Below are 12,974 nucleotides of genomic sequence, written 5' to 3' on the forward strand. Positions count from 1 at the left end.
ATTTGGCCGCCCGTCGTCTGTTAGACCCGCAATGGTTCGGATTGGCTCGCCGCGTCGGATAGCGGCCGTCACTTCACGGTGGCGATGCCGTCCTTGATCTCGACGGTCTCGCCGCCCTCAAGGCCAATACGGTCGCCGCTCGGAAGAGTGACGAAGCAGCCGGAAGGGCAGAAGCTCTCGCTCGCACCAGCGTCCACCGCAAGCTCGACGCGCGAGCCGTCCTCCACGACCTGCAAAACCACCGTCGACGATCCGCTGTTGATGACCGTTGCCGCCAGGGCACCGGATGCCATGCACGTCGAAAGGAGAACACTCAGAAGCAGTCTCGTCATCTTTTTGCAGCGTCTCGCGGACGCCGCCCCCTTGCTCACCGTCGGCTTCCGGTCAACCCTTCACCCGACACCCCTCTTTTATCGTGCCCGGCCTGAACGCCGCCTGAACACCCCTATCGCCGCAAATTGCCACTCGCCTCGTCCGTCGGCAAGCCGTCGGGTGCCATCCCCGGCCGTTCGTCGACCGCTGCAAGCATCGGGCCACCACTGCCCCGCCTGTCACCCGGGCGCCTTGCGTCGCCGGAGGAGCGCATGTGCAGGTGAACGTCCTGCTGCGGGAATGGTATCCCGATCCCTTCCGCCCGGAACCGTTCCAGGATTGTTACGTGGATGTCGTTCTTGACGCCGCGGGAATTCAAAACGTCGCCGATGAAGAAGCAAAGACGGAAATCGAGAGACGACGGCCCGAAGCCGTCGAAAATGACGAAGGGCTCTGGATTGCGTAGCACGCCGTCGTGGGTCCGCCCGATTTCCTCGAGGATCGCCATGACCTGTCGCGGATCGCTGTCATAGCTGACACCGACAGGGATATCGACGCGACCGAGGCTGTTGCGGTGTGTCCAGTTGCCGACGGAAGCGTTGATGAGCTCGGAGTTCGGCACGATGATCGACTGGCGCTGGAAGGTTTCGATTTCGGTCGCGCGCACCGAGATGCGCCGCACGAAGCCTTCCGTCGTGCCGGTGGCGACCCAGTCGCCGACCTTGAACGGCCGTTCCGCCAGGAGGATGAGCCCGGAGACGAAATTCGACACGATGTTCTGGAGGCCGAAGCCGATACCGAGCGAGAGCGCGCCCGCGACCAGCGCCAGGCTCGACAGATCGATGCCGGCGGCAGAGACGCCGATCAGCCCCGCGAGCGCCGTGCCGAGATAGCCGATCGCCGTGCGTACCGAATTGCGCACGCCGGGATCGACCTGCGAGCGGGCCATGATGCTGCCGTCCAGCCACTTCTGGAACCAGCGGGTTCCGACGAGGCCGAGAACGAAAAGCAGGATGCCACCGAGGATGCCGAAGACCGAAAACCGGATGCTGCCGATATTGACCTCGGTGAACATGGTGAAGAGCCACGCCTCGATGTCGCGCGGCTGGAAGCCCCAGGACATCAGGATCAGCGGAATGCCGATCGACAGCGCGAAGAGGTAGATCAGCAGGCCAGCCGCCATGCCGGTCTGGTCGAGTGCCACCGGGTTCAGCAGGAAGCGCCGTTGGAGATACCGGCCGACCCGCGTGTCACCGAAGCGGTCGGGCTCGGAGATCGCCTTTCCCGACAGAATGCCGATATACATCGTGACGACCACCGCGCCATTGACGACGATCTGCGTTGCGAGGAAGCGCGCGAGCCCGACATAGCCGACAGCGCTGAGAAAGATCAGCCCGAGACCGACAAGCCGCAGCGAGATCGCCACCCATCGCGGCCATGGACGACCCGGCGCGCGGGTGTCGCCTGTCTCGGCGACGATCGGCGTCATGAAGGAAACGGCGAAGATGATGAGGCCGACCAGCGTGGAGGAGATAAAACTCTTGAAGACCGTCAGGACGACCGGCGATCCGAGCGCCTCGCTGATGGTGCCGAAGACATAGTCGAGCCCGTTGATCACCGCCATCAGGAGGACGGCCGTCACCAGATGGCGTGCGCCGCGGTCGGAAACCCGGATCAGCCGCCAGGTCGGCGCCTTCGGCGCGAGGACCGCTTGCGTCAGGAGCCCGACGAAGACGACGAGCCCCGCAAACGCGAAGGTGACGGCGATCATCGGGGCGACGTCCTGCCGGAGCACCTTGAACGTATCCAGAAAGAAGTAGGTCGCCGCGAGGAAGGCGCAGAGCGCCAGCGTCGGCAGGATGGTCGACCAGAATGCGACCGACAGGCGGCTCATGTAGCTCGGCGCCTCGATCGCCGGATCGCGCTTGATCAGTCGCCCGAACAGCCGATACTCGACGAACATCAGGACGAGAGCGAGCGAGAGCGACAGCATGACCGCGATGCCGAGCGGCACGCGCTTGAACTTCAGGATGAACGTGACCCAGCTGCCGAGGGTGCGCTGAAAATCGGTGGTTTCGTCCGAAAACGAGCTCGCCGCCTCCGAGAACACGTCCCTCGATATCTCTGTATGGGCGAACAACTGCTCGGCAAACAGATCACGGCGCATCTTCATGATTCTGTTGGACAGTTCCGAAGCCTTGATCGAAATGTCCTCGGCCTGCCCCGTCAGCGTGTTGATCTCCAGCCGGTTGGCGGTGAGCTTGTGACGCTCCTGCGTGACTTCCGCAGCCTCCGGCGGCTGCCCGTCCTTCGGCGGTTCGCCGAGCTGGTCGAGCCGCGACTTGATCTCGTTCAGGCGCGGCCGCAGGTCTACGGACACCTTCAGGACGTCCCGGATCAACGAATCGACGCGCACCTTGATATCGGTCAACGCAGCATCGTCGGTCGCCCGGCGCTCGACGTCTGCGGCGAGCGCGTCGAGCCGCTTCCTCACATCCGCGATGTAATCGGCCGCCTTCTGCTCCGGCGTTACGTTCTGTGCGACAAGCGGCTCCTGCGCTTGGGCAACACGTGTCCCGACGGGTGACAGGAAAAAAGCCCCTGCCCCCGCCGTCAGCAGGAAGAGGAAGAGAATGCGGAAAAACGACAAGACCGGTCCTTCATTCGCTGGTGGCGGAACGTGGCGGACAATAGTACCTGACGCCACGAAAGAAAAGAAACGGCGCCACGATCCGGGCGAATCAAAGGCCCGGCGACATTCCCGGCAGAGAATCAGCACGGGAAAAACCCGCAACTGGTGGAACAAAGTTATCCACAGTTATCCACAGGCAGAACCTGCGGATTCGAGGAAAATTGCGAGAACGTGACGTGAACAGAGGGCAGGAAACGAGAACATAAGGCGATCGTCCTCCGCAGCTCTCCGCCCGCCGTATGGACAGCTGCACATCCGCCAAGAGAACAAAAACAAGAAGGGGCGGCAGTCTGCCACCCCTTCGTTTCGTCGTTGCTTGAAGACGGCTCCTCCTTTGGAGCCTGCCGGAACCGTCGATCAGTCGTCGCCACCGTCGTGATCACCACCATCATGGTCGCCACCGTCGTGATCGCCCCCGTCGTGATCGCCGCCGTCGTTATGGTCACCGCCGTCATGGTCGTCGCCACTGTCGTCGGAGCCGTCATCGTCAGACCCGTGGTCGTCGTCCGAACCGTTGTGGTCGTCATCCGAACCGTTGTCGTCGTCGGTGCCGTTCACGTCGTCATCGGTCCCATTGTCGTCATTGCTTGCGGTCTGATCACCGTCGTCGGAGCCGCCCGTGCTGGACGAAGACGACAGGCCGAGACATGCAGCAACCGTCGCGCAGCTACCGGCATGGGCCGGGCCGGAGACGAGGGCCGAAGCCATCAGTGTGAGCATGGCGGTGGTTGCCAGAAACTTGTTCATTTTGTGCACTCCTCGTTGAACACAGGAGCCGTTGTAAGGAACAGAAGCTGACAGATAGCTGACGGAAAAGTATAGAATTTTTCATAAGTGTCGATTTCCCGCGCTCGCCGGCGATCGGCCGATACCGCGATTTTCAATGCAGGAAAAGGAGGAATGGTGGGTGATGTAGGGCTCGAACCTACGACCCGCTGATTAAGAGTCAGCTGCTCTACCAACTGAGCTAATCACCCGACCGTCGCGCCGTCTGGCGGCGTGAGGGGGCGTATAAACAGGATCGTGGAACTTGTCCAGCGCCAGAGCGAAAAAACTTGCCCCTCCGGCGGAAAAAATTCACACGCGCCGTCTAACGCCTTGTTTTCACAACTCTAAGGACCCGGACGCCACACGAACGGCCTGGCCGCCGATACGCGCCCGTGCAATCTCGCCGTCGGCAACGTCGATATGGAGGTGGATATAGGAGGGCCTCCCCATCTCGACGCCCTGTTCCACCATCAGCGGGTGATGGCCATCAGGAAGCGCATCGAAGTGATGGACTGCACCGGAGAGTGCGGCGACCGCCGAGCCCGTCGCAGGATCCTCGGAGATACCCATGTCGGCGCTGAACATGCGGGCGTGGAACCTTGCCCCGTGATGGATGCCGCCGCGGCAATAGACATAGGCCGACGCGAGGCCTCCTTCGGCGAAGGGCGCGATTCTCTCCCAGAACTGCGGATCGAACTCGATCCGCTCGACCGCGCCGATATTCTGGACCGGGATCATGATGAAGGGAACACCGGCGCTCCAGAGCGACGGTACGTGATTCTCGAACCCGATCTGCTGCGGCTTGAGGGAGAGCGCCTCGGCGATGGCCTGGCGGTCGAAGGCAAGATCGATCCGGGTCGAGGTGCGCGGCAGGTCGAATTCGGCAAAGCTCGCCTCGCCTTCGCGCAGCCTGACGGCGCAGCGCACCGGGCCGACGTTCTCCTCGAGCACGGAGACGAGCTCGGTCGCACCGTTCGCCCCTTCCAGCTCGGCAAGTGCGACCGCCGTGCCGACGGTCGGGTGTCCCGCGAAGGGCAGTTCCCGCGCCGGGGTAAAGATGCGGATGCGAGCGGTGTGCGTCGCATTTGCGGCCGGCATCACGAAGACTGTCTCGGAGAGGTTCGTCTCGCGGGCGATCGCCTGCATTTCGAGGTCGGTCAATCCTTCGCCGTCGAAGACGACACAAAGCGGATTGCCTGCAAGCTTGCTGTCGGTGAACACGTCATAGATGCAGTATCGCCGCACCAATCTCTCTCCTCGCCGCATTCCGTCGCCCGCACACTGCCCTAGCCGCAGCGCGGGTGCAAGCGACGGCGTCAGCGGTCGCCGGCGAAGAACCAGTCGATGAGCGGCAGCATGGCGGCGGCATAGACGTGCGCGGTCGGATCGGACGAACGGATCGCCACGGCGCCGGCGATCTCCGGGCGTTCTTCGCCACGCATGTGCTCCTCGATCTGGGTCACGAGTTCGCGGGCGGGCTCGCGTCGGCGGAAGAATTGGTAGACCGTCACCCGTCGCCGCTGGTGGCTGGCAAAAAGCCGGCCGTCGGTGTCGTCCGCCGAGAGTTCGAGCCCCGTCTCTTCCCTGACTTCGCGCAGCATGTTGCCGAGGAGGTCGCAACGTCCCTCGACAACGTCTCCCTCGTCGAGGGAGCCTGCGGCGCAGTAGACCTGCCCCGGATTGGCGGTGTGTTCGGACATTCTGACGGCGATGATCGCACCGTCTGACGACACGATCACCGGGAAGCCGAAGAGATGGAAGCCGTTCGTCGGCGCAGGCTGGCTGCGCCACCAGAGGAAGGTCGAATAGGGAATGATGTGCCCGGTCCCGCGGATCGCTCCGTCCTTAAAATCCAGGCGCCGCTGGAACACCATCTTTCCGTCGAACAGCGCCGGATTGCGCGCGATCTCCTCGCGCCAGTTGCGCGCCGCCGCCTCCCGCTCCGCCACGTGAAAGGGATGATCGCCCGGCTCCACTGCCAGCGTGACCTGCCGCACCGGGAAGAGCGTCTTCTCCGGCGGCCACGGGAGTTCCGAACGATCCGGCGCAAGGTTCATTGGAAAAGTCCTGATGTGGCGAGGCGCATAGTTGCAGGTACCATCCGCGGCAGCGAGGCCGGACGATCCGGAACGGAACATCCGAGCGGAAAGTGATGAGGCCGCGACCAATTGTCAAATCGCGTGCCGCTGCACATCGCTGCCCGGATGATCGATCCGTCCAGCCGCTGCGGCGAAGCGATCGGAAGATATCTGGGGAGATGCCGGACTTTTATTGGGCCAATATCTCCCGGGAGCGGCCATCCTGTTGATATACGGCGGTAATTCCTGCGATCACCATCGCCATCTGACAAATGGGTGAAGGCATGGGCATGAGGACGAATACCAACTGGCGGGCGCGGTTGCGCTACGAATTCGACAAGAGCATGGCGGCAGGAACCGTCGCTCTGATCGGCTGGCTGGCGCTTGTCTCGCTCGTCGTCATCATCTTCGCGGCGGCGTTCCTCTCATTGGCCGGAATCGGCCCCGACGACGGCTCACCGGTCACCTTCATCGAGGCGGCGTGGGAATCGCTGATGCGCACCATGGATGCCGGCACAATGGGCGGCGACCAGGGCTGGAGCTTCCGCGGCGTCTCTCTGGTCGTGACCTTCGCCGGCATCTTCGTCTTCTCCGCCCTCATCAGCGTGATCAGCTCCGGCCTCGAAGGCAAACTCGACGAACTGCGCAAGGGCCGTTCCCACGTGATCGAGAACGACCACACGATCATTCTCAACTGGTCAACCTCGATCTTCGACATCATCTCGGAACTCGTCATCGCCAACCAGAGCCGCAAGCGCGCCCGCATCGTCGTCATGGCCGTCAAAGACAAGGTGGAAATGGAAGAGGAGATTGCCGCCAAGGTCGGCGATCTCAAGAACACCCGGATCATCTGCCGCAGCGGCGACCCGACCGACCTCTACGACCTCGACATCCTGAGCCCGCAGACGTCACGATCGGTCATTGTCCTTTCACCGGAGACCGACGACCCTGACTCGCAGGTCATCAAGACCGTACTGGCCCTCGTCAATGATCCGAACCGCCGCACGGCCCCCTACAAGATCGCCGCCGAGATCCGCGACGCAGGCAATGCAGAGGTCGCGACGATCGTTGGTGGACGCGAAATGCAGCTCGTGCTCGCCGACGACCTGATCTCGCGGATCGTCGTCCATTCCAGCCGCCAGTGCGGCCTCAGCGCCGTCTATTCGGAACTTCTCGACTTCGACGGATGCGAGATCTACACGCTCGACCAGCCCGACCTCGTCGGCAAGCGGTTCGGCGTCGCCGCGATGTCCTACGACAGTTCGACGCTGATCGGCATCTGCGACGAGGCAGGCAAGGTACACCTCAACCCGTCGCCGAACCGCGTCTTCGAGCCCGGGGAGAAGGCGATCATCATCGCCGAGGACGATGCCTCGATCAGAACCTCGTCCAGGCCAGCCGCTTGTGCCAAGGATGCGATCCTGCCCGTCGTCGTGCGTGAGCCCCGTCCCGAGCGTACGCTCATCCTCGGTTGGAACAGGCGCGGTCCGCTGATCGTCACGGAACTTGCCCGCTACGTCGCTCCCGGCTCGCTGCTGACGATCGCCGCCGACACACCGCAGTTCGAGCGGGAAGCTTCCTCGCTCGCAGTGCCTGGATCTGGCTTCACCGTCGAATACAGGGTGATCGACACAAGCAGCCGCACGGCGCTCGAGTCCCTCGACGTTCCGTCCTACGACCACGTTCTCGTGCTCGGCTACAGTGACGACATGCCAGCCCAGTCGGCCGATACTCGGACGCTCGTCACCCTGCTGCAGCTTCGCAAGATCGCGGAGCGGGCCGGCACGCACGTCAGCGTTGTCAGCGAGATGATCGACGTGCGCAACCGCGAACTCGCGGAGGTGACGCGCGCCGACGATTTCGTGGTCAGCAACAAGCTGGTCAGCCTGATGCTCGCACAGGCCTCCGAGAACGAATACATGGCAGCGATCTTCGGCGAGTTGCTCGACGAGGAAGGATCGGAAATCTACCTCCGCCCGCTGGCGGACTATGTCGCGGTCGACAGACCGGTGAACTTCCACACGATCGCGCTTTCGGCGCTGCGTCGGGGTGAAATCGCGATCGGCTACCGGCGGCAGCGCGAGGACGATCCAGACGAGCGCAATCTCGGCGGCGTCACGGTCAATCCAAACCGTACCGAGATGATCTCTTTCGACAGGAAGGACATGGTGATCGTGCTCGCGCGCGACTGAACGGCGCCGTCGCCATCGCGGTAGTATTCTGCATGAGAAAGGCCCGTCGTCTCCGGCGGGCTTTCTTGCATTCACGCGGCGAACGGATCAGGCCGCCGCCGCGATCACCCCGCCAATCAGCCGTCCGAGCCGCTTGATGCCCTCGTCGATCATCGCCTCGTCGGCGCAGGAGAAGGAGAGCCGGATCGTGTTGGCGCCCGAACGGTCGGCGAAGAAGGCCTGGCCGGGCACGAAGGCAACCTTCTCCGTCTCCACCGAACGGGCGAGCAACGCGGCTCCGTCCATGCCTTCCGGCAGCGTGACCCATATGAACATGCCGCCCTCCGGCTTCGTCCAGGTCGTGCCTGCAGGCATGTAGCGGTCGAGTGCCGCGAGCATCGCGTTTCGGCGGGCGCTGTAGGCAACCCGGATCTTTGCGACCTGTTCGTCGAAATGGCGTTCGGCGACGTGGGCGATGGCGATCTGGTTGATCGTCGAGGAATGCAGGTCCGCCGCCTGCTTCATCAGGACGAGCTTGCGGATGACCGGCATCGCCGCGACCACATAGCCGACCCGCAGGCCCGGCGTGAGCGTCTTGGAAAAACTGCCGCAGTAAATCGTGTGCGTGTTCTCGATCGAACCCTTCCGCGCGATCTCGAGCGAAAGGATCGGCGGGATCGCCTCTCCCTCGTAGCGCAGATGCTGATAGGCGGCATCCTCGATGACCGCGATGTTGAGTTCCTCGGCGATGTCGAGAAGGCGCTCGCGTCCAGCGCGGTCGATCGTCTCCCCGGTCGGATTGGCGAAGTCAGATGAGAGATAGGCGAACTTCACCTCCCCACCCGCCTTCCGCGCCGCGCTCCGGTAGCTCTCCGGCGTCCGGTTGCCGGATAGCGTGAGCTGGTCAAAGGTCGGTTCATAGGCGTTGAAGGCTTGCAGCGCGCCGAGATAGGTCGGCCAGCCGACGAGTGCCGTGTCTCTCGGCGAGAGGAAGAGCTTGCCGATGTAGTCGAGCGCCTGCTGTGAACCGGAGGTGATGAAGATGTTGTCGGGCGTACAGTCGATGCCGATCCGGCCCATCTCGCCCTGAAGCCATTCGCGTAGCGGCTTGTAGCCTTCGCTCACCGAGTATTGCAGCGCCGCGCCGGCGCCTTCGCCCGCGAACACGTCGGCGTAAGCCGCCTTGAACTGCGCGTCGGGAAAGAGCTTCGGGTCCGGAATCCCGCCCGCGAACGAGATGATGTCCGGCTTGTCGAGCAGCTTCAGGAGCTCGCGGATTTCCGACGCACGCATCCGCGACGAGCGCGTCGCGAAGATCGCTTCCCAGTTGAGCATGGGTGTTTCCTCGTATGTTCTGGAAGTTCGAGAAGATCATGGATGCGCCGTTAAGTCAATAATACTGACCTATATTGCAGCACAACAATAAGTGTCGGACGGCGCCCCTGTTTCGGCGTCCTGCCTTCGGGATCGGAGAGGCGCGCACCGGTCCGGAGAACGCGAAAACACCCCGCCCTTGCCGCTTAGGGAAGTTTTAGGAAGCGCCGAAGGCTGGCGGCGGCTATGTGACCAGCCCGACGGCAATGCTCTGTGAAAACTGGGGGTGCCGCGAACAGGGCGCAGACGCCGCGAAAACCCTGTTGTACAGTAAAAATCCGGGGGTCGATAGACAGAGGGGATACTGCCTCGCCTCCGCAAGAAAAGGAGAGGAAATCACAATGCGTGGACTACCGTTCTTCTGCCTGGCAAGCGCCAGCCTCTATGCACTCGTCGCGATGTCGCTCGGCGTCTACATGGCGGCCAGCCATGACCATGTACTTGCCCCCGCCCACGCCCACCTGAACCTCGTGGGCTGGGTCTCGGTGGCGCTTTATGGCCTCTATTACCACGCCATGCCGGCGGTGGCCGAAACGAGGCTCGCAAAGATCCATGTCGCGGCCGCCACGCTGGGCGTACTGCTGCTGGCTCCCGGAATCGCGCTCGCGGTCCTCGGCATCACGGAAGGCGTGGCCGCAATCGGTTCGCTGGTGACGATCCTGTCGATGCTGCTGTTCGTGGCCGTGGTCTTCACTAACCGCGCCAAGGCCGCCTGACGGCCGCCTCCCCGCAACTGCGGAAACACCTACCCTTCATCAGATGAGAAAGGCCGGGGAGGTCGCCCTCCCCGGCCTTTCGTCCATCGGCGTTATCGGTAAACCGATTAGTTCTTCGACTTGTCGACGAGCTTGTTCTTGCCGATCCACGGCATCATGCCGCGCAGCTTCTCGCCGACTTCCTCGATCTGGTGCTTGTCGTTCATGCGGCGGATGCTCTTGAAGCGGGCTGCACCCGAATGCCATTCCTGCATCCACTCGGAAGTGAACTTGCCGGTCTGGATGTCGTGCAGGACGCGCTTCATTTCGGCCTTGGTTTCAGCCGTGATGATACGCGGACCGGTGACGTATTCGCCCCACTCGGCGGTGTTGGAGATCGAGTAGTTCATGTTGGCGATGCCGCCTTCATAGATCAGGTCGACGATCAGCTTCACTTCGTGCAGGCATTCGAAATAGGCCATTTCCGGGGCGTAGCCGCCTTCGACCAGCGTTTCGAAGCCGGCGCGGATGAGTTCGACGAGACCGCCGCAGAGAACGACCTGTTCGCCGAAGAGGTCGGTTTCGCACTCTTCCTGGAAGGTGGTTTCGATGATGCCGGAGCGGCCGCCGCCAACGCCGCAGGCGTAGGAGAGAGCGAGTTCGAGCGCGTTACCGGATGCGTTCTGGTGAACGGCGACGAGGCACGGCACGCCGCCGCCCTTCTGATATTCGCCGCGAACCGTGTGACCCGGGCCCTTCGGCGCGATCATCACGACGTCGATGGAGACCTTCGGCTCAATGAGGCCGAAATGGACATTGAGGCCGTGGGCGAAGGCGATCGCCGCACCGTCACGGATGTTCGGGGCGATTTCCGACTTGTAGATGCCGGCCTGGAGTTCGTCCGGGGTCGCCATCATCATCAGGTCGGCCCATCCGGCCGCTTCTGCGACGGTCATGACCTTGAAGCCGTCGGCTTCGGCCTTCTTGGCGGTCGCGGAGCCCGCCTTGAGGGCGATGGCGACGTTCTGCGCGCCGGAATCCTTGAGATTCAGCGCATGCGCACGGCCCTGGCTGCCGTAGCCGATAATGGCAACCTTCTTCGACTTGATGAGGTTCAAGTCGGCATCACGATCGTAATAGACGCGCATTGTCTTTCCTTCCCTATGCTTTGTCCGTTTATACCAGTTCCTATCCGGCGCCCTTTGGAAAACCTCAGGTCGCCAGCATCTTCTCCGTGCCGTAGAGCGTCAGGAAGGACGAAACCGCCTTCGCCGCCCGGGCTTCGAAACTTTCGACATCCGGCTTTTCGCCGAGCAGCATGCGCACATGCATGTCCGAGACGATCAGGCCGTAAAGGGTCCGGTAGGCCTCCTCGCCGTCGACAAAGCGCAGCAGGCCGTCGCGCTGCCCGCTCTCCAGAAGCGCGCGCGCCCGCCGGTCGATCTGGCGCCGGCCGCGCTCGAGCAGCATCCGGCCGAGCTTCGATCCATCGCGGCTCGTCTGGCCGATCGCCAGCCGGTTGAGTGCCAGCGAAACGTCGCCCGCGAGAACGCCCAGAAGATCGCGGGCGAAGAGCTCGAGATGCTGCGTCAGGGTTTCTGCGGTCAGCCGCTCGCCGGAGCGTTCGAAGGTCCGGACCTTGCTCGCCTGGTACGAAATCATCGCAGACAGTAAGCCGTCGCGATCACCGAACCACTTGTAGAGGCTCTCTTTCGAGCAATTGGCCGCACGCGCCAGCCCGGCCGTCGTCAGGGCCTTGTCGCCGCCCTCGACCAGAAGACGCAACGCCTCGGCCAGCACAGCGCTCTGGCGCGGCGTGAACTCGGTGGACGCGGAGTCGTCGGTCTGCAAGGCTGGTCTCCCAAAAAGTACCGTACAGTACGGTACTGGTCGTATTTACCGCCTCGCCTTTGCGGCGTCAAGGGTTCTGTGATGGACGGCGTCGACAGGAAAAACCCATTAAAGACCGCGGGGTCGGCAGTCACATTAAGTTGAGGTCAATTTGCAAGAAATCATGCATCCCACAAAACAATGTGTACACATCGCATCCATAAACCTGTGTTTTTAAAGCATTTTCTTTTCAAGAGGGGCAGAGATAACCTGCTTCACGAAGTCGAACCGAACGGTTCTATTTTGCGCAATCGATCTTGTAACCGCAGACCAACGGCGCCAAATGTCTCTCATCGAACCGCCGAGTTCGACGAACAAGGCCAACAAGTTCGAGCACGAAGCCAAGGAGTTGATCGTGAACACTGTCGCAACAGCTCTGATCAGGTCCCTCGCAGGTGCGGCGGCTTTCGCCATCGAGCCCATCCCTGGCAGCGTCACCGGTGGCGGATACGTATCCGTCCATTAGATGGCACCGGCCGGTTCGAACTTCCAGTAACCCTTCTTCGCCACCAACGGCGACCGGGTGCAGGAAGTCTACCGTAGGAATACCGACCGCACGGTCAGTGTTGGTCGCCCGCACCTTCGTCGGCGGGTGACCCCTCATCACCGCGAACGGACGATCTTCGCCCGTCACTACAATCATAGGTATGCGTCATGCGAATGAATTACCCGCATGACGGAAACAACTGAAAAGGAATGAGATCATGAAAACCATCATTGCAGCAGCAGCCGTCCTCGCCTCTCTCGCCACCTCCGCCTTCGCGCTCGAGCCGACCAACGGCCGTACCGTCTCCGGCGAACCCCAGGCGAGCTACGAAAAGGCTCCGGCCGGCACCAGCATCTTCTACACCGGCTCCATCAGCAACCAGGACCGCGACGACTATCGGACCATGAACGACCGTAGCGCCCCGTCGCTGGAGCCCAGCCACGACTGATTTGCTTCATGCGGGAGAACTGCCCGCATGACTGAAACAAGTGAAAAAGGAATGAGATC

The 12,974-nt window shown here is 62.5% G+C and carries 12 protein-coding genes and 1 tRNA gene; 4 read left to right on the forward strand and 9 right to left on the reverse strand.

What is annotated here, in order from left to right; all coding sequences use genetic code 11:
- Positions 1-68: 68 nt before the first annotated feature.
- The 6 genes from ACM6UT_RS08730 to ACM6UT_RS08755 all read right to left on the reverse strand — a co-directional run bounded on the left by ACM6UT_RS08730 (position 69) and on the right by ACM6UT_RS08755 (position 5,829).
- The gene (locus ACM6UT_RS08730) at positions 69-332 is read right to left on the reverse strand and encodes a hypothetical protein (protein WP_416796952.1); all 264 of its coding nucleotides are present in this window, start codon (positions 330-332) and stop codon (positions 69-71) included.
- A gap of 113 nt (positions 333-445) precedes the next feature.
- Positions 446-2,962: a mechanosensitive ion channel family protein gene (locus ACM6UT_RS08735; protein ID WP_416796953.1), complete on the reverse strand. Its 2,517-nt coding sequence runs from the start codon at positions 2,960-2,962 to the stop codon at positions 446-448.
- Positions 2,963-3,361: 399 nt separating this feature from the next.
- A complete protein-coding gene (locus tag ACM6UT_RS08740; protein WP_416796954.1) occupies positions 3,362-3,751 on the reverse strand; it encodes a hypothetical protein in 390 nt (129 codons plus the stop codon).
- A 154-nt stretch (positions 3,752-3,905) separates the two neighbouring features.
- Positions 3,906-3,981, reverse strand: a tRNA-Lys gene (locus ACM6UT_RS08745).
- A gap of 127 nt (positions 3,982-4,108) precedes the next feature.
- Positions 4,109-5,038 carry a PhzF family phenazine biosynthesis protein gene (locus ACM6UT_RS08750; protein ID WP_416796955.1) on the reverse strand — a complete coding sequence of 310 codons (930 nt, stop codon included), beginning with the start codon at positions 5,036-5,038 and terminating at the stop codon, positions 4,109-4,111.
- 50 nt (positions 5,039-5,088) lie between these two features.
- Positions 5,089-5,829 (reverse strand): NUDIX hydrolase, encoded by a 741-nt coding sequence (locus ACM6UT_RS08755; protein ID WP_416796956.1) that lies wholly within the window; start codon positions 5,827-5,829, stop codon positions 5,089-5,091.
- 311 nt (positions 5,830-6,140) lie between these two features.
- Here ACM6UT_RS08755 and ACM6UT_RS08760 point away from each other — a divergent pair, with 311 nt between their 5' ends.
- Positions 6,141-8,042, forward strand: a complete 1,902-nt coding sequence (locus ACM6UT_RS08760; RefSeq protein WP_416796957.1) for a CASTOR/POLLUX-related putative ion channel — start codon at positions 6,141-6,143, stop codon at positions 8,040-8,042.
- 87 nt (positions 8,043-8,129) lie between these two features.
- On the opposite strand, the gene ACM6UT_RS08765 is transcribed toward ACM6UT_RS08760, so the two are convergent.
- Positions 8,130-9,356 (reverse strand): aminotransferase-like domain-containing protein, encoded by a 1,227-nt coding sequence (locus ACM6UT_RS08765; protein ID WP_416796958.1) that lies wholly within the window; start codon positions 9,354-9,356, stop codon positions 8,130-8,132.
- A 380-nt stretch (positions 9,357-9,736) separates the two neighbouring features.
- On the opposite strand from ACM6UT_RS08765, the gene ACM6UT_RS08770 reads away from it, so the two are divergent.
- Complete coding sequence (locus ACM6UT_RS08770) at positions 9,737-10,111, forward strand: hypothetical protein (RefSeq protein ID WP_416796959.1); 375 nt, start codon at positions 9,737-9,739, stop codon at positions 10,109-10,111.
- 107 nt (positions 10,112-10,218) lie between these two features.
- Here the strand turns inward: ACM6UT_RS08770 and ilvC are convergent, their stop codons facing one another.
- Together ilvC and ACM6UT_RS08780 are read right to left on the reverse strand one after the other, a co-directional pair.
- Positions 10,219-11,238 carry a ketol-acid reductoisomerase gene (gene ilvC, locus ACM6UT_RS08775; RefSeq protein ID WP_416796960.1) on the reverse strand — a complete coding sequence of 340 codons (1,020 nt, stop codon included), beginning with the start codon at positions 11,236-11,238 and terminating at the stop codon, positions 10,219-10,221.
- A 64-nt stretch (positions 11,239-11,302) separates the two neighbouring features.
- A complete protein-coding gene (locus ACM6UT_RS08780) occupies positions 11,303-11,941 on the reverse strand; it encodes a TetR/AcrR family transcriptional regulator C-terminal domain-containing protein (RefSeq protein ID WP_416796961.1) in 639 nt (212 codons plus the stop codon).
- 322 nt (positions 11,942-12,263) lie between these two features.
- On the opposite strand from ACM6UT_RS08780, the gene ACM6UT_RS08785 reads away from it, so the two are divergent.
- Together ACM6UT_RS08785 and ACM6UT_RS08790 are read left to right on the forward strand one after the other, a co-directional pair.
- A complete protein-coding gene (locus ACM6UT_RS08785; RefSeq protein WP_416796962.1) occupies positions 12,264-12,446 on the forward strand; it encodes a hypothetical protein in 183 nt (60 codons plus the stop codon).
- A gap of 238 nt (positions 12,447-12,684) precedes the next feature.
- Positions 12,685-12,915 carry a hypothetical protein gene (locus ACM6UT_RS08790; protein WP_416796963.1) on the forward strand — a complete coding sequence of 77 codons (231 nt, stop codon included), beginning with the start codon at positions 12,685-12,687 and terminating at the stop codon, positions 12,913-12,915.
- The last annotated feature ends 59 nt before the right edge of the window (positions 12,916-12,974 follow it).

The organism is Ciceribacter azotifigens (assembly GCF_048159625.1).
Classification (GTDB): domain Bacteria; phylum Pseudomonadota; class Alphaproteobacteria; order Rhizobiales; family Rhizobiaceae; genus Allorhizobium; species Allorhizobium azotifigens.